Source organism: Nocardiopsis quinghaiensis (genome assembly GCF_008638365.1).
Lineage (GTDB): Bacteria > Actinomycetota > Actinomycetes > Streptosporangiales > Streptosporangiaceae > Nocardiopsis > Nocardiopsis quinghaiensis.
The window spans coordinates 1-15,820 of record NZ_VWVU01000007.1; the positions used below are offsets into that span (position 1 = coordinate 1).

Sequence of the window (15,820 nt, forward strand, 5' to 3'; positions counted from 1 at the left end):
CTCCAGGAGTCGTGCGGTGGTGTCGTAGAGTGCACGGGCGAGGGAGTTCAGGTCTTGCGTCACAACATGACCATGGGCTCCCTCGCCTCATGCTCAGACCATGCACCCCTTGGAATTACTCATCTAGAGTTCTGTGGTGATTCTCATCGACACACCTCTCTGGCCCGGGCCGCGCGGCTGGCTGTTCGCCCACCTGGTCAGCGACCGCTCCCACGAGGAGCTGCACGCCTTCGTCCGCGCGCTCGGCGTGGACCCGCGCGCGTTCGACCGCGACCACTACGACATTCCCGAGCACCTGCACGCCCGCGCCCTGGAACTGGGCGCCGAGCACGTCGGCAGCCGCGAGCTGGTCACCCGTCTGCGCGCGTCGGGGCTGCGGCGGCCCAAGGCCGCACGGGCGCGCGACCGCGCCTGACCCTCCCGGGCCGCCGGGCGCGCGCCGCCCGGGGCGGAATCCGGTTCAGTGCGGGGGCGGCTCCTCCGGGGGCGGCGCCTCCAACCGGTCGAGTTCGGCGAGCACGTTCACCCGGGCCCGTGCCTCCCAGCGCGCACGCCCGACCGGGGTGTGGAACAGGTGCGGGGCCTCCAGCAGCGACCGCAGCACCCTGGCACGGCCCGCGCGGAACTCCTCGTCGGAGACGTGTCGGTACTCGGCGCGGACCGCCGTCACGTAGGCCAGGTACCCGTCGGCCGGAGCGGCCAGCACGGACAGGTCGGCGTCGCAGACCACCGCGCCGTCGACGTCCCACATCCCGGGCCGGTGCGTCGCGGTCACCCCGACCAGGCGCGCGACCTCGCGGACGAACGCGGGCTCGGCCCCCATCAGGGACAGCAGCCGCCCGGCCAGTTCCGCGCTCTCCCTCTCGTCGCGTCCGGGGACCCCCTCGTAGACGGCGTCGTGGAACCAGACCGCGTAGCGGACGCGGTCGGCGTCGCGCGCCTCGTCCCGGAGGAGGTCGACCGCACGCAGAGTGGCCTCCAGGTGGGCGAGCGTGTGGTACCGGCGGTGCGGTTCGTTCCAGCGCCCCAGGAGTTCGGCGCCGACCGCCACCGCCTCGGGTGCGTTCCCGGCGAGCCCGCGCCAGGCGGCCTCCAGTCGTACCGCGGCCTTCTGGTCCGACGGTGTCGCACCGCCGGGGCTGTGGAAGCTCATGCCCCCATTCTTCCCCGACCGCCCCGGGCTCAGGTGTGGGAGGTGTCCACGAGTCCGGCCTCGTAGGCGAGGATGGCCGCCTGCACCCTGTTGCGCATCTCCAGACGGTTGAGGATGGCGCTGACGTAGCTCTTGACGGTGCCCTCCACCAGGAACAGCCGCTCGGCGATGTCGGCGTTGGACAGCCCCGCGCCCACCAGGGCCAGCACCTCGCGTTCGCGCTGGGTGAGCTCCTCGACCCGGGCCGAGGCGGCCGCCTCACGGGAGGCCCGGGCCCCGCCGAACCGGGCGATCACCTGCCGTGCCACCTGCGGGGACAGGTAGGCGCCGCCGTCGGCGACGGCGTGCACCCCGCTGATCAGCTCACGCGGGTCCCCGGCCTTGAGCAGGAAGCCGCCGGCGCCGCCGCCGAGCGCCTGGGAGATGTAGCCGTCCTCACCGAAGGTGGTGAGGATGACCACGGCGGTGGAGGGCGCGACCCTGCGGATCTCGGCGGTGGCGGCGAGCCCGTCCATCCGGGGCATCCGGATGTCCAGCAGCGCCACGTCGGGGCGGTGGGAGAGCACCAGTTCGACGGCCTCGCGCCCGTCGGCGGCCTCGGCCACCACCTCGATCTCCGGGTCGCTGCGCATGATCGCCCGCACACCGGCGCGAATCATCGCCTCGTCGTCGGCGAGCAGCACCCTGATCACGTCTGTTCTCTCCTCTGGCATCCGGTTCGGGGGTCCGTGGTCAACGTAGTGGTGCCTCGCCCTTGGTCAGCAGGCGCCCCTCGGCGAAGCACACCTGGTAGACGACCTCCTCGGCCGCGAAGAACGCGGCGTCACTGCGGTAGTAGCTGCAGACGGCGCCCTGGGGAACCGCGCCCTCCTCCAGCGTCCGGGCATCCATGTACAGCGAGGCCGTGGGAAGCACCTCCTCCACATCGGCCTGGCTGTCCCCGACCGTCAGCGAGGCGAACTCCTCCGGGGTCAGCGTGGTCTCCTCCATGCTCCTGGCACCGGTCCAGCCCACGATGAAGACGATCGTCACGGCCGCCATGACCGGCAGCAGCACCAGGGCCAGCGACCATCCGCGCGCCCTGCGACGGGCGGCCGACTGGAGCTGGTCGATCTCGGCGTCCTCCTCCGTCGAGGGCTCCGCCTCCACGGTGCCGTCCAGCGGCATGGCCGCGCAGACCTCCCAGCCGCCGTCGCCGTCCGGCCCCGCGGCGAAGGAGCCCCCGGTCAGGCGGACGCGCTCGCGCAGGCCGATGAGCCCGCGCCTGCCGCCCTCCTCCGTCTCCGGGAGCCGTCCCCGGGGGGTGGAGTTGACCACCCGGACCTCCACCCGCTCCCCGTTCGCGGTGAGCCGCACGGTCACCTCGGAGCCGGGCGCGTACTTGGCGGCGTTGGTGAGCGACTCCTGGACGACCCGGTGGACCGCCCGGTCGACCATCGGCGGCAGGCCGGCGGTGTCGCCCTCGCGGACCAGGTCGACCCGCATCCCGGAGTCGCGGACCCGGCCGACCAGGGCGGCGACGCCCTCGTCCGCGGGGGACGTGGGAACGGGTTCGGCGTCGGTGCGCAGCACGCCGATGATCTCCCGCAGGTGCTGGGTGGCGGTGACCGCGGTGGCGCGCAGTTCGGCGGCCGAGCGGCGGTGCTCCTCCTCCAGGTCGGGGGTGACCTCCAGTGCTCCGGCGCGCAGGGCGATGAGACTGAGCTCGTGGCCCAGGGAGTCGTGCATGTCCTGGGCGATACGGGACCGCTCGCGCAACCGGACCTGGTCGACGGTGAGCCGGTGCTCGCGCTGGAGCTGCCTTGCGTGTTCCCAGCCCGCGGTGGCCAGGGCGACGTGCTGGCGCCGGTAGACGCCCACCAGCCAGGGAAGGACGACGCTGAACGCCATGGTGCTCACGGTGGTGGTCCACACCATCACGTCCTCGGGCCTCGTCAGGGCCGCGGCGACCAGCCACAGCACGGTGCCGGACACGAAGAGGACCACCGCGGACCGCACGTCGGGCATGCGGCGCCCCACCAGGTAGGCCACGCAGAGCACCAGGACGCTGAAGCCGTACACCCAGAACGAGCCGAGCAGGGCCACGACCAGGGAGAGCAACGGGTAGAGGCGGCCGAGCACGACGGCCAGGGCGGTCAGCGCGGCGGCGGCCGCCGCGGCGGCCAGCGCCTCGGTGGCGGCCAGGTTCCCGGAGAGCCGTCGGAAGAGGACCTCCGCCAGGCACAGGGCGGTGATCCCGGTCCCGAACAGCACGTCGCGCAGGACGGCGCCCCTGGTGGGCCAACCCGCCAGCGGACGCAGTGCGCGCTGGACGAACGCGCGCGGTTCGGACAGATCCATGCCGGTGAACCTACACACTCCGCCGGTGGGGCGGCACTGTCGAAAGTCAAGGTGGCGGTCCGGCCTCCTACCTCCGCCGGTACGCCCGGCCCTCCCCCGCCTGCGGTGCCTCGCGGGGAGAGGAGGCGGGAACCGGGACCACCACCGGGAACCGGCCATATCATGGGATGAATTTCGGCCCCTCCCCGATTGCCCGCGCCGTACCGCCGTGCTGGAATCCGAGAGGCGGGAACCACAACAGGACGAGGAACGGATGTCACCACTGCAGACCCTGCGGCGCATGCACGACATCGCCGGGTGGCCGCTGCTCCTGACCACCTTCCTGGCCCGCCTGCCCATCTCCATGTCCCTGATCGGGCTGCTCACCCTGGTCACCACCACGACCGGCAGCGTGGCCGCGGCCGGTGCGGTGACCGGCGCCTTCGCCCTCGGCGAGACCGTGGGCGGCCCCGTCATCGCCCGTTTCGCCGACCGGCACGGGCAGCGGGTCCCCGTGCTGGCCACCGCGCTCGTGGACGCGGTACTGATCACCGTGCTCGTCTACGCCGTCCTGGCCGGCGCCTCCGCTCCCGCCCTGATCGCGCTGGCCGCCGTGACGGGCATGTGCATGCCCCAGATCGGTCCCATGGCCCGCACTCGCTGGGTGGTGCTGATCCGGCGGGGCGGGCAGCGGGGCGTGCAGCGGGAGCGCTCCCTGTCGGCGGCCATGTCGGTCGAGGGGGTGCTGGACGAGGCCGCGTTCGTCCTCGGTCCCGCGCTGGTGGGCCTGCTCACCGTGGCCTTCTCGCCGTCGGCGAGCGTACTGGGCGCCGCGGTGCTCATCGGCCTCTTCGGGTCCGCGTTCGCCCTGCACCCCACCGCACCGCCCGGGGCCCCTCCCGCACCCGGCGCCGAGGGCCGCATCGCCACGCCCGCGCTGCTGGTGCTGGCCGTCCCCATGTTCTGCCAGGGCCTCTTCTTCGGCGGCATGTCCACCGGTGTGACCGCGTTCGCCGCCGGCTCCGGGTACGGCGACCTGTCCGGGCTGATGTACGCGGTGATGGGCGCCAGCAGCGCCGCCGCGGGGCTGATGATGGCCTCCCTGCCCGTGGGGCTGGCCCTCACGGTGCGCACCCGCATCGCGGCGGGCGCGCTGTTCCTGCTCACGCTGCCGCTGTACCTGGACCACGGCGCGGCCAGCCTGGCGGCGGCCGTCTTCGTGCTGGGCGCGGCGATCGGCCCGCACATCGTGAGCCTGTTCGGACTGATCGAGCGGGCCGCTCCGGCCAGCCGCCTGTCCCAGTCGATGGCCGTCATCCTGAGCTGCCTGATCCTGGGCCAGGCGCTGGGGTCGACGGCCTCGGGCGTACTCGCCGACGCCCACGGCCACCAGGGGGCGTTCGTCCTGGCCACCCTGGGAGGACTGGTCTCCTTCGCGGTGACCGCTCTGGTCATGCGCACCCGCTGGTACGGCCCCGCGGAGAGCGGATCGCCCTCCCCCGCGGCGTTGACGGAGCCCACCTCGGAAGGCTGAGAACAACACCTTGCACGAACAGGGTGATCCCGGGAACATCGGGCGTTAAACCCGCGTTAAAGAGTCGCCCATCATTCAGACTCAGACCTAGGCTCAATGATCGTGCTCGATCTACTGGCCACCATCGGCCCCCGCCGCAAAGAGGTGCCCGTGCCACAGCTCAACGGGCTCGCCCGCGTCACTCTGTCGGTCCGCGACCGCGACGAGAGTGTGCGCTTCTACCGCACGGTCCTGGGGTTCCAGGTCCTGGGCAAGCGCGACCACGAGGGCACACGGCGCACCGAGTGCCAACATCCGACCTCGGGACTGCTGCTGGCGCTCATCCAGCACCGAGACAACTTCAAGGGCAGGTTCGACCGCAGACACTGCGGTCTGGACCGCCTCACCATGGGTGTCGCCAACCTGGGCGAACTGGAGGCCTGGGAGGAGCGCTTCGCGGAGATGGATGTGGAGCACTCCCCGGTGATGCACGGCGTGGAGGGCTCCACTCTGCTCTTCTACGATCCGGACGGCACCGAACTGGCCCTGTTCGCCCACGCCGAGCTCGAAGCCGACGACGGCTGAGGACCCGGGGGACGGGCCGGTGGGCGCGTACGGACACCGCCCACCACCCCGCGGGGGCGTCCCCTACTCCACCCCGACCAGCTTCAGGCGCACGTCGCGCTCGGCCAGATCGTCCACGGCGGAGCGCGGCAGCCGGTCGTCGGTGATGATCAGGTCGAAATCCTCCAGGCTGGCCACTCTGAAGGTGCCGAACTTGCCGTACTTGGTGCTGTCGACGGTGAGCACGCTCTTGGAGGCGATCCGCAGCAGCGCCTGTTTGGCGACCACCTTGGCCTCCGAGGGTGTGGTCGACCCGCGCTCGGCGTCCCAGGAACTGCTGGCGATGAAGGCCAGGTCCACGTTCACCTGGCGCAGGAAGTCGGCGGTGAAGCGGCCGACCGAGGAGTGGTCGGAGTGCGAGACCATGCCGCCGGTGTGGATCAGCTCGATCCCCGGGTACTCCATCAGGTGGCCGACGACGTTGAAGTCGCTGGTGATGACGGTCAGGCCGACCTTGTCGGTCAGCAGGGGGACCATCTGCAGCGTGGTCGTGCCCGCGTCCAGGTAGATGGTGAAGTTCTCCCGGACCAGGTCGGCCGCGGCCCGTGCTATGGCCCGCTTGGCGGGTACCTCCAGCTGGGCCTTGGCCAGGTAGGAGGGCTCGCTCTTGAGCCGCGCCGCCAGCCGCACCCCGCCGGTGACCGACAGGACCTTGCCGTCGTTCTCCAGCGCCTGGATGTCGCGCCGCACCGTCATGTGGGATACGGACAGCATCGACGTGAGCTCGTTGATGCTCAGCACGTGGCGCTCCTGGAGGAGCTTGAGGATGTGCTCTCGTCGTTGGTCCGGAATCATCGTTCGCCTCACACTCAGGGGACGGCCATGGGAACGCCGTGCGGTCACGACGCCGTGTAACAAAGTTTCCCAGTTCACCGCACCGCGTCGGCGCCCGCACGACGTGAGTCCGCTCGCAATCGCGTACGCCGCGCGCCCGCGCGCCGCCCCGTGCGGGAACCGGCCCGACCGTCCGGGTCACCCCGGTGGACGTTTTTCCTGTTTACACCACGTGAAGCGAAAGTCTTTGCCACCCTTGGCACCATGACGTTGTCCATCGCACTACGCGGAGACACCGCACGCTTCCCGGGGAACACCCTTCCGGCCCTGCGTTCAGCCTTGCGTGCCGGGGCGGACCTGGTCAAGATCGACGTCCACCTGACCTTCGACGGGTACCTCGTACTGATCGACGAACGAACCGTGGCCACCGCCGGTCCCCCGGCCCGGCCCGTGGGCGAGTCGACCCTGGCCGAGCTGGTCGCCGCCCGCGCCGACGTGGAACGGCGCGTGCCCACCCTCATGGAAGTCCTGGCCGAGTTCGAGGGCGACGGCCCCCCTCCCCTGCTCGTGGACGCCGGCGCGCCGGAGACCGCGCTCGCCGCGGACACCCTGCTGCGCGGACGCGGGTTCGGTGACCAGGTGCTCTTCACCGGTTCCTCCGAGACCCTCGGCGCACTGCGTGCCCGCAGCCCCGACGCCCGGCTGATGCTGGCCTGGGACCAGCCGGGGCTGCCTCCCGAGGACGTGACCCGGTCCCTGCGCCCGAACTTCCTCGGTGCGCACCACACACTGCTGACCCGGGAATTGGTCGAAGAAATACACCGTTCCGGTTGTCTCGTCACGGCCTGGACGGTGAACGACTTTCCCGAAATGGCGCGCGTGATGGGAATCGGCGTGGACGCACTCGCCACGGAGCGGATCGGGGACCTGGCGTCGCCGACCACGGGTCGCGAACGGGGTGAACCGGCCCCCGAACCGGCCTGACGCGGACCGAACACCCCAGGTGAACGGGCGCCCGCCGAGGGCGGATCCCCGGCCTCTCCGCCCCGTGCGGCCGTCGGAGAACGCGCGGTACCAAGCGCACCGAATTTCGCCATTCCACGCTTTTTGTCGGAGTAGCGCGGATACTCTCGAAAACAATGACCCACCGGGTGAGGAGCACATGCCCTCGCTCCCCCTCAAAGGCGTATTCCAAGCGATGAGACACCACCGCATGACGGCCGAAACCTCCCCTCACGCGCTCCGCACCACGGCCCCCGTCCTGGACTGCGCCGCGCGCCTGTTCGCCGAACACGGACCGCGGGGCCTGGCCATGTCCGCGCTGACCCGTCGTATCTCGGCCGAGACCGGGGCCGACGCCGCATCGCTCAGACGCGCCTTTCCCACGCGGTTCGACCTGGCCTACGCCGTCGTGCTCCGTTCCACCCGGGAGCGGGTCAACGGACAACTGGCCGCGGACCAGCCCGGCCGACCCCCCGTCGAACGCATGTCGTCCCTGGTCAGAAGACACGTGGAGATCGGTTGGAAACACCGCGCGACGACCTCGCTGGCGCACGAGATACTACCGACGCTGCGGGCCATCCATCCGACCCGCCACCGCGAGGTCAACTCGCTGGCCCGGGTCTACCGCGAGCACGTCCGCGGGATCATCGTGGACGGCCTGGTCGCGGGCGCCTTCGGGGTACGCGAACCCGGGCGGGCCGCCGACGAGGTGCTGGCGACCTTCGACTCCCTGCTGTACTGGTACGACCCCGATGCCGGGCTGAGCCTGGACGGCCTCGGCGCCATCTACGTGGACCTGGTACTCCACCACCACCTGGGGCACCCGCGCTGACCCGCCCTCCTCGGTCGGTGCACGCCACGTCCTAGCTCCCGACGAGCCGGTACAGGTCGACGGACTCGGCCAGCGCGCGCAGGCCGGCGTCGCCGGGGTGGAGGTGGTCCCCGGAGTCGTAGGCGGGCCGCAGGCGGGTGTGGTCCTGCGGGTCACGCAGGACGGCGTCGAAGTCCCACACCCCGTCGAAGGGCGACATCGGGTCGTTGCTCTGGGAACGCAGGTAGGCGTTGACGTGCTGGCGGGCCTGCTCGACCTCCGCCGTGCAGCGCTGCTCGCCCCCGCACGGGCCGAGCGTGGCCACGAACACCCGCAGGTCGTACTCGTGGGCCAGCCGTGTGAGCTGTCGGATCCCGCTGATCACCGCTTCGGGCGAGGTGCCCCAGCGCAGGTCGTTGATACCGGCGAAGACGACGACGGTGTCCGCGCCGTTCTGGACGAGCGCGTCCCGGTGGACCCGGTGGGCCATCGCGACACCGCTGGGATTGGTGGACACCCCCTCGCCCGGGTAACCGTCCCTGACCACGTGGTTCCCGGACACGCCGAGGTTGAGCACGCCCGGATCCGGCAGTTCGGGCCGCGCGGCCAGGCGGGCACTGAGCACGTCGGACCAGCGGGCGTGGGCGTCGCGGGTGGAGCCGACCCCGTCGGTGACGGAGTCGCCGAACGCCACGATCGCTCCGGGGCCGTCGAGCACCTCCACGCCGGTGAGGAAGGGCCACTGGTCGACCCGGCCGGTGAACGGCTCCCCGGTGGTGTCCAGGGTGTGGTCGCCGCTGCCGGGCTCGCTGGTGTAGTTGGTGTCCACCGAGGCGTAGTGCACCGGCGCGGTGGCCACCCGTCCGGGCAGGTGGACGCTGACCAGGACGTTGGTCTGCGGTGGCACGGAGATCCCGGCGGGATCGCTGAACACCTGTCCCCCGGCCGGGATGACGGTGCCGGAGCGCCCGTCGAAGGTGAGCGGAACCGCGGAACCGTCGGTGGCCGCACCGGTGCCGCGCGGTGCCAGGGAGGCCGCTCCCACGGTGACGGGAGAGGCTGCGAAGGTGTTGTCCAGGCGGATCCGCACGTTGCTGCCGCCGGTGGTGGTGCGTACCGACAACCGCAGGGTCTGGTCCTCCCAGGGGCCGACCTCCAGGTAGCCGGAGGTGGCCCGGGCCCAGGTGCCGGTCCACTCCGGCCCCACCGCGGCGCGCCCGCCCACGGAGAACAGGTGGATGCGGCCCTCGCCGCCACCGGTCTCGGGCAGCACCACGTGGGAGATCTCGCGTGCGGGGTCGACGGGGACGTCGCGCGCGTACAGGCGCACCGCGCCGAGCCCGGGGGCGGCGCCGGAGGCGGAGTTGGCGTGGGGCAGGGTGAGCGCGGCCTCGCTCGCGGGCCCGGCGATCCAGTCGGGAACGGACAGGACGAACTCCCGCTCCTCCCCGTCGGTGTAGACCACTCGGCCGGTGCCGTGGACCTGGGCCCCGGTGTCACCGGTCCCGGTTCCCTCGGTGCGGGTGGCGGTGGCCAGGAAGGTGAGAGACCGGTAGCGGTCGGCGCCGAGCCGGACGGACTGACCGTTGGAAACCAGGTGGTCGGGGCGTCCGGGGGCGTAGTCGGGCAGTCGAAGGGGCGCGCCGAGGAGGACGACCTCCCGGCCGGGGGTCCACCCGGCCGAGGCCAGGGCCTGCCGGGACAGGCTGTTGCCGGATCCGTCGAGGTCGACGTTGGCGGCGGAGCCGTCCCGGGATATGCCGATCCGGTCGATGAGGGAGCTGAAGGGGACCCCCGTGCCCTGGGGGGCCTTCCGCTCGGCCTGTTTCGGGGGTTCGGCGCCGGCACCGTGGGAGACCGCGATGGTGACGACCGTCGCGAAGAGCACCGCCACGACCGCCGTCACCGCACCGCGCAGCAGGGAGGAGGCCGGCTTCCCGCGCCGACGGTGCGCGGCGCGCCGCCGTGACGTCCCGTACGATCCCAACACTCGCCTCCCCGGCACCCGATCCGTCCACCGGTCCGTCGGACGATGCCGGGCGCGCGGTGGTTCTCGAGACGTGGCGCACCCCGTCCCTCTGACCGGCCGTCAGTGTAAACGAGCGGTCCCCGCGCCGCGGGGAGGTTCCAGGACCGTCCAGGCGGCGTTTCACCGTGTCCGGCCCGCGCGGAGGCGAGAGGGCGGATGGGGGGCCGGGCCGGACAGGATCCGGTCGGCGGCCGGCAACGACCGCGCCAGCGCCTCGTCCATCACCAGGTCACCAGGTCACCCGACCGAAGGCTCCCCGCCCCGTCGCCGACGGCCTTCATCGGCCCGAGGCGGGCCGCGGATCCACGACCCGGCCCGACCCACCCGGATCCGCCCCGCCCCGCTCGGTCCAGCCACTCACCACAGCCCTGCGGAGCGTGGTATCCCTCAGGGGCAAGCCGTCGCGCACCCTCACGGACGCGGTCCTCCGTATCCGGCAGGAGCAGGGACCCGGCCACACACCAGGACGCCACGCCGGTGCACAGCGTCCCACGGCGGGAACATAGGACACCAACCTCCGAACCCAGAAGGGTCCGCATGACCTGGCACACCCGCCCCATGGCCGCGTTCGACGTCGAGTCCACCGGCCTGGACCTGGACCACGACCGGATCGTCACCGCCGCCCTGTGGCGCATCGACCCCGTCGCCCGCACCAAGGACGTCACCACCTGGCTCGTCGACCCGGGCATCGACATCCCCCAGGCCGCCACCGACATCCACCACATCACCACCGAGCACGCCCGCGCACACGGCCGCCCCGCCTCCGAGGCGGTACCCGAGATCGGCGCCGCCCTGGAGAAGGCGGCCGTGGACGGCCTACCGGTGGTGGTCTACAACGCCCCCTACGACCTGGGGCTCCTCGCGGCCGAGCTGGAACGCCACACCGCCGGAGTCCGCTTCGACGGGATGCTGCGCGTCCTGGACCCCCTCGTGCTGGACAAGCGGGTCGACACCTTCCGGCGCGGCTCGCGCAAGCTGGTCGACGTGTGCGCCCACCACGGCGTACGCCTGGACGCCGAGAAGGCGCACGGGGCCGCCGCCGACGCGCTGGCCGCCGCCCGGCTGGCCTGGAAGCTCGCCGCGACCTACCCGGAGCTGGCGGAGATGGGCGTCGACGACCTGCACACCGCGCAGGTCACCTGGAAGTCGGAACAGGCCGCCAGTTTCCAGTCCTACCTGCGGCGCAAGGACCCCGAGGCGGTCGTGGACGGCTCCTGGCCGCTCGCCGCCCGCACCTGAGCCCACCGGCCCACGCGGGAGTCAGGGAGTCGACCCACCAGAAGCAGCGGAATGGTCGGTACACAGCCCGTATGTCCTACTTCGCATTCGCACTCACCGCCCCGGCGGAGGGGAACAGAAGCACGGTGCGGGACCCGGCCGGGTTCCATGACTTCCGGGCCCGAAACTTCGACGCGCATTCCCCGTGGCGAAGCGGACAGTCCCGTATCCGGCCGTACGCGCCCGGATAACGGAGAAAGCGCCGCTGGCCTGTATCCGCAGGTCGGCGGCGCTTTTGCCATGCTCGGAAGGGGTAGGCCGGGCAGGACTCGAACCCGCGACCCAGGGATTATGAGTCCCCTGCTCTAACCAACTGAGCTACCGGCCCGCCGTCATCGGCGAACGTCATCCTAACAGGGTGTGTCCTCCGTTTCCGCGCCGTAAATCCGTTACCGGACGGAGCCTGTGGCCACCGGCGGAGGGGCACGGGGACCCCCTACCGCGACCTGGGTCGCGATCCGCGAGGACACGAGGTCTAGGGTGGTGCAGTGCGGCGCGCGCCTGGACGGACCCCAGCGCCCGGTACCGACGCCGCGTCGAACCCGTTGGTAACATCGCGGGCCGCACAACGTCGTTCAGGAGAGTTCACGCCATGTCCAAAGCACCAGTCAACGTCACCGTCACCGGCGCCGCCGGCCAGATCGGCTACGCGCTGCTGTTCCGGATCGCCTCCGGTCAGCTGCTCGGCGCCGACACCCCGGTGAAGCTGCGCCTGCTGGAAATCCCGCAGGCGGTCAAGGCCGCCGAGGGCACCGCGATGGAGTTGGACGACTGCGCCTTCCCGCTGCTCCAGGGCATCGACATCTTCGACGACGCCACCCAGGCCTTCCAGGGAGCCAACGTCGCCCTGCTGGTCGGCGCACGCCCGCGCGGCAAGGGCATGGAGCGCGGTGACCTGCTCGAGGCCAACGGCGGCATCTTCAAGCCCCAGGGCGAGGCGATCAACGCCGGCGCCGCCGACGACATCCGCGTCCTGGTGGTCGGCAACCCCGCCAACACCAACGCCCTCATCGCCCAGAGCCACGCCCCCGACGTCCCGGCCGAGCGCTTCACCGCGATGACCCGCCTGGACCACAACCGCGCGCTCTCCCAGCTCGCCAAGAAGCTCGGTGTGTCGATCAACGACATCAAGAAGCTCACGATCTGGGGCAACCACTCCGCCACCCAGTACCCGGACCTGTTCAACGCCGAGGTCAACGGCACCAGCGCCGCCAAGGCCGTGGGCGACCAGTCCTGGCTGGAGAACGACTTCATCCCGACCGTCGCCAAGCGCGGCGCCGCGATCATCGAGGCCCGGGGCGCCTCCTCGGCCGCCTCCGCCGCCAACGCCGCCATCGACCACGTCCACGACTGGGTCAACGGCACCCCCGAGGGCGACTGGACCTCCGCCGCCATCCCCTCCGACGGCTCCTACGGCGTGCCCGAGGGCCTCATCTCCTCCTTCCCCGTCGTCTCGCGCGGGGGCAGCTGGGAGATCGTCCAGGACCTGGAGATCGACGACTTCTCCCGCTCCCGTATCGACGCCTCCGTCCAGGAGCTCGTCGAGGAGCGCGACACCGTCAAGCAGCTCGGTCTGGTGTAGCACCCGTACCCGTCCGGATCCGCACGACCCGTGCGGGTCCGGGTCCGGGCCACGTGGACGGGCACGCCTCGCCCGGGGGCGTGCCCGTCGTCGTCTCCGGGGCGTCCGGACCGGCCTCGGGGCGTCCGGGCCGGGCCGCTGGGACGGGCGCACGGCACCGTCCCGGCGGGTCTCGGGAAGCAGGCAGTATAGAGACCGTGAGTCTCATCGATGTACTTCCGGCCGAACCAGAACCCGACTCCCTCTTCGAGGCGTTCGCTTTGTGGGCCGAGGAACGGGGCCTCACCCTCTACCCGCACCAGGAGGAGGCGCTCATCGAGGTCGTCTCCGGGTCCAACGTCATCCTCAACACCCCCACCGGCTCGGGCAAGAGCATGGTGGCCACGGGCGCGCTGTTCGCCGCCCTGGCCCGCGACGAGTGCGCGTTCTACACCGCGCCCATCAAGGCGCTGGTGTCGGAGAAGTTCTTCGACCTGTGCAAGATCTTCGGTACCGAGAACGTCGGCATGATGACCGGCGACGCCAGTGTCAACGCCGACGCGCCCATCGTGTGCTGCACCGCGGAGGTCCTGGCCCAGATCGCGCTGGCCGAGGGCGCGAACGCCGACATCAACACCGTCGTCATGGACGAGTTCCACTTCTACGCCGAGCCGGACCGCGGGTGGGCCTGGCAGGTGCCCCTGCTGGAGATGCCGCAGGCGCAGTTCCTGCTGATGTCGGCGACCCTGGGCGACGTCAGCCGCTTCGAGGGGGACCTGGAGAAGCGCACCGGCCGCTCCACCGCCGTGGTCGCCTCCGCCGAGCGCCCCGTCCCCCTCTACTACGACTACCGGGTCACCCCGCTGCACGAGACGCTGGAGGAGCTGCTGGGCAGCGGCAGCGCCCCCGTGTACATCGTGCACTTCACCCAGGCCCAGGCCGTGGAGCGCGCGCAGTCGCTGACCAGCATCAACATGTGCACCAAGGAGGAGAAGGCGGCGATCGCGGCGGAGATCGGCAACTTCCGCTTCACCACCAAGTTCGGCCGCAACCTCTCCCGGTACGTGCGGCACGGCATCGGTGTGCACCACGCGGGCATGCTCCCCAAGTACCGGCGCCTGGTCGAACGGCTGGCCCAGGCCGGGCTGCTCAAGGTCATCTGCGGCACCGACACCCTGGGGGTGGGCGTGAACGTGCCCATCCGCACCGTGCTGTTCACGGCCCTGAGCAAGTACGACGGGACACGGGTGCGCCGTCTGCGCGCCCGCGAGTTCCACCAGATCGCAGGGCGGGCCGGACGGCCCGGGTTCGACACCGTGGGCAGCGTGGTGGCCCAGGCTCCCGAACACGTCGTCGAGAACGAGAAGGCGCTGGCCAAGGTCGGCGACGACACCAAGAAGCGGCGCAAGGTGGTGCGCAAGAAGGCCCCCGAGGGGTTCGTCTCCTGGGACGAGGCGACCTTCAGCAAGCTGATCGAGGCCGAGCCGGAACCGCTGACCTCCCGTTTCCGGGTGAGCAACGCCATGCTGCTGAGCGTGATCGCCCGGCCCGGGAACTGCTTCACCGCGATGAAGCACCTGCTCAGGGAGAACCACGACGACCGCAGGACCCAGCGGCGCCACATCCACGAGGCGATCGCCATCTACCGGTCGCTGCTGGACGGCGGGATCGTGGAGACCCTCCCCGAGCCCGACGAGCAGGGGCGCCCCGCACGGCTGACCGTGGACCTGCAGGCCGACTTCGCGCTCAACCAGCCGCTGTCCACGTTCGCGCTGGCCGCGCTGGAACTGCTGGACAAGGAGTCGCCCACCTACGCGCTGGACGTGCTCAGCGTGGTGGAGTCCACCCTGGACGACCCGAGGCAGATCCTGGGCGCACAGCTCAACAAGGCCCGTGGCGAGGCCGTCCAGCAGATGAAGATGGACGGGATCGAGTACGAGGAGCGCATGGAGCGGCTGGAGGAGGTCGACTACCCCAAACCGCTGGAGGAGCTGCTCAGCCACGCCTACGAGGTGTACCAGAGCGGCCACCCGTGGGTGGGGGACCACCCGCTGCGGCCCAAGACGGTGGCCCGCGACATGTACGAGCGGGCGATGACCTTCACCGAGTACGTGGGCTTCTACGAGCTGGCCCGCTCGGAGGGGCTGGTGCTGCGCTACCTGGCCAGCGCGTACAAGGCGCTCAACCAGACGGTGCCCGACGACGCCAAGACCGAGGAGCTGCGCGACCTCATCGAGTGGCTGGGAGAGCTGGTCCGCCAGGTCGACTCCAGCCTGCTGGACGAGTGGGAGCAGCTGACCAACCCCGAGGTGGAGGTCTCCGGGGACGAGGAGCCCGCCGAGGAGAGGGTGCGCCCGGTGACCACGAACACGCGGGCCTTCCGGGTGCTGGTGCGCAACGAGATGTTCCGCCGCGTGGAACTGGCCGCCCGCCGCCGCTACGACGAGCTGGGCAGGCTGGAGGACAACGGGGAGTGGGACGCCGAGGCCTGGGAGGAGGCCCTGGAGGAGTACTTCGAGGAGCACGACTCGATCGGGATCGGCCCGGACGCGCGCAGCCCGGCGATGCTGCTCATCGCGGAGGAGCCGGAGCTGTGGAGGGTGCGCCAGATCCTCGCCGACCCGGCGGGTGACCACGACTGGGGCATCAGCGCGGAGGTGGACCTGGCCTCCTCCGACGCCGAGGGGCACGCGGTGGTGCACGTGGTGGACGTCAACCGGCTCTGACCGTTTCCGCCCCACCTGGTGGAACCGGGG

The 15,820-nt window shown here is 71.4% G+C and carries 13 protein-coding genes and 1 tRNA gene; 8 read left to right on the forward strand and 6 right to left on the reverse strand.

Annotated features, from left to right (window positions below):
- Positions 1-133 precede the first annotated feature (133 nt).
- Positions 134-415 (forward strand): DUF4031 domain-containing protein, encoded by a 282-nt coding sequence (locus FYX01_RS15450; RefSeq protein WP_150241941.1) that lies wholly within the window; start codon positions 134-136, stop codon positions 413-415.
- Positions 416-460: 45 nt separating this feature from the next.
- On the opposite strand, the gene FYX01_RS15455 is transcribed toward FYX01_RS15450, so the two are convergent.
- From FYX01_RS15455 to FYX01_RS15465, 3 genes are read right to left on the reverse strand one after another with little or no spacing between them, the layout of a single operon-like run.
- Complete coding sequence (locus tag FYX01_RS15455; protein ID WP_150241943.1) at positions 461-1,153, reverse strand: HD domain-containing protein; 693 nt, start codon at positions 1,151-1,153, stop codon at positions 461-463.
- Positions 1,154-1,182: 29 nt separating this feature from the next.
- Positions 1,183-1,845, reverse strand: a complete 663-nt coding sequence (locus FYX01_RS15460) for a response regulator transcription factor (RefSeq protein ID WP_150241945.1) — start codon at positions 1,843-1,845, stop codon at positions 1,183-1,185.
- A gap of 40 nt (positions 1,846-1,885) precedes the next feature.
- The gene (locus FYX01_RS15465) at positions 1,886-3,493 is read right to left on the reverse strand and encodes a sensor histidine kinase (RefSeq protein ID WP_150241947.1); all 1,608 of its coding nucleotides are present in this window, start codon (positions 3,491-3,493) and stop codon (positions 1,886-1,888) included.
- 253 nt (positions 3,494-3,746) lie between these two features.
- Here FYX01_RS15465 and FYX01_RS15470 point away from each other — a divergent pair, with 253 nt between their 5' ends.
- Entirely contained in the window at positions 3,747-5,006 is a 1,260-nt protein-coding gene (locus FYX01_RS15470; protein WP_150241949.1) for an MFS transporter, read from the forward strand.
- Positions 5,007-5,102: 96 nt separating this feature from the next.
- Positions 5,103-5,570 (forward strand): VOC family protein, encoded by a 468-nt coding sequence (locus FYX01_RS15475; protein ID WP_150241951.1) that lies wholly within the window; start codon positions 5,103-5,105, stop codon positions 5,568-5,570.
- Between the two features lie 63 nt (positions 5,571-5,633).
- Here FYX01_RS15475 and FYX01_RS15480 read toward each other — a convergent pair whose 3' ends face one another.
- Positions 5,634-6,404 (reverse strand): DeoR/GlpR family DNA-binding transcription regulator, encoded by a 771-nt coding sequence (locus tag FYX01_RS15480; protein ID WP_150241953.1) that lies wholly within the window; start codon positions 6,402-6,404, stop codon positions 5,634-5,636.
- A gap of 243 nt (positions 6,405-6,647) precedes the next feature.
- Between FYX01_RS15480 and FYX01_RS15485 the strand changes: the two genes are divergently transcribed.
- Both FYX01_RS15485 and FYX01_RS15490 read left to right on the forward strand, forming a co-directional pair.
- Positions 6,648-7,367, forward strand: coding sequence for a glycerophosphodiester phosphodiesterase (locus tag FYX01_RS15485; protein WP_150241955.1), 720 nt, complete (start codon positions 6,648-6,650; stop codon positions 7,365-7,367).
- Between the two features lie 229 nt (positions 7,368-7,596).
- Complete coding sequence (locus FYX01_RS15490) at positions 7,597-8,217, forward strand: TetR-type transcription factor C-terminal domain-containing protein (RefSeq protein ID WP_150241957.1); 621 nt, start codon at positions 7,597-7,599, stop codon at positions 8,215-8,217.
- Between the two features lie 31 nt (positions 8,218-8,248).
- Here FYX01_RS15490 and FYX01_RS15495 read toward each other — a convergent pair whose 3' ends face one another.
- Positions 8,249-10,183, reverse strand: a complete 1,935-nt coding sequence (locus FYX01_RS15495; protein ID WP_223830499.1) for a GDSL-type esterase/lipase family protein — start codon at positions 10,181-10,183, stop codon at positions 8,249-8,251.
- A gap of 579 nt (positions 10,184-10,762) precedes the next feature.
- On the opposite strand from FYX01_RS15495, the gene FYX01_RS15500 reads away from it, so the two are divergent.
- Positions 10,763-11,464 (forward strand): exonuclease domain-containing protein, encoded by a 702-nt coding sequence (locus tag FYX01_RS15500; protein ID WP_150241961.1) that lies wholly within the window; start codon positions 10,763-10,765, stop codon positions 11,462-11,464.
- A gap of 293 nt (positions 11,465-11,757) precedes the next feature.
- Here FYX01_RS15500 and FYX01_RS15505 read toward each other — a convergent pair.
- Positions 11,758-11,831: transfer RNA gene (locus tag FYX01_RS15505), tRNA-Ile, on the reverse strand.
- A gap of 264 nt (positions 11,832-12,095) precedes the next feature.
- On the opposite strand from FYX01_RS15505, the gene FYX01_RS15510 reads away from it, so the two are divergent.
- Both FYX01_RS15510 and FYX01_RS15515 read left to right on the forward strand, forming a co-directional pair.
- Positions 12,096-13,085, forward strand: a complete 990-nt coding sequence (locus tag FYX01_RS15510; protein ID WP_150241963.1) for a malate dehydrogenase — start codon at positions 12,096-12,098, stop codon at positions 13,083-13,085.
- Between the two features lie 197 nt (positions 13,086-13,282).
- Positions 13,283-15,790, forward strand: coding sequence for a DEAD/DEAH box helicase (locus FYX01_RS15515; RefSeq protein WP_150241964.1), 2,508 nt, complete (start codon positions 13,283-13,285; stop codon positions 15,788-15,790).
- Positions 15,791-15,820 lie beyond the last annotated feature (30 nt).

What these genes read in the sequence shown, in the direction of transcription:
- FYX01_RS15455 (WP_150241943.1), bottom strand. Translation starts at nt 1,153, where the DNA reads ATGAGCTTCCACAGCCCCGGCGGTGCGACACCGTCGGACCAGAAGGCC.
- FYX01_RS15465 (WP_150241947.1), bottom strand. Translation starts at nt 3,493, where the DNA reads ATGGATCTGTCCGAACCGCGCGCGTTCGTCCAGCGCGCACTGCGTCCG.
- FYX01_RS15470 (WP_150241949.1), top strand. Translation starts at nt 3,747, where the DNA reads ATGTCACCACTGCAGACCCTGCGGCGCATGCACGACATCGCCGGGTGG.
- FYX01_RS15475 (WP_150241951.1), top strand. Translation starts at nt 5,103, where the DNA reads ATGATCGTGCTCGATCTACTGGCCACCATCGGCCCCCGCCGCAAAGAG.
- FYX01_RS15480 (WP_150241953.1), bottom strand. Translation starts at nt 6,404, where the DNA reads ATGATTCCGGACCAACGACGAGAGCACATCCTCAAGCTCCTCCAGGAG.
- FYX01_RS15485 (WP_150241955.1), top strand. Translation starts at nt 6,648, where the DNA reads ATGACGTTGTCCATCGCACTACGCGGAGACACCGCACGCTTCCCGGGG.
- FYX01_RS15490 (WP_150241957.1), top strand. Translation starts at nt 7,597, where the DNA reads ATGACGGCCGAAACCTCCCCTCACGCGCTCCGCACCACGGCCCCCGTC.
- FYX01_RS15500 (WP_150241961.1), top strand. Translation starts at nt 10,763, where the DNA reads ATGACCTGGCACACCCGCCCCATGGCCGCGTTCGACGTCGAGTCCACC.
- FYX01_RS15510 (WP_150241963.1), top strand. Translation starts at nt 12,096, where the DNA reads ATGTCCAAAGCACCAGTCAACGTCACCGTCACCGGCGCCGCCGGCCAG.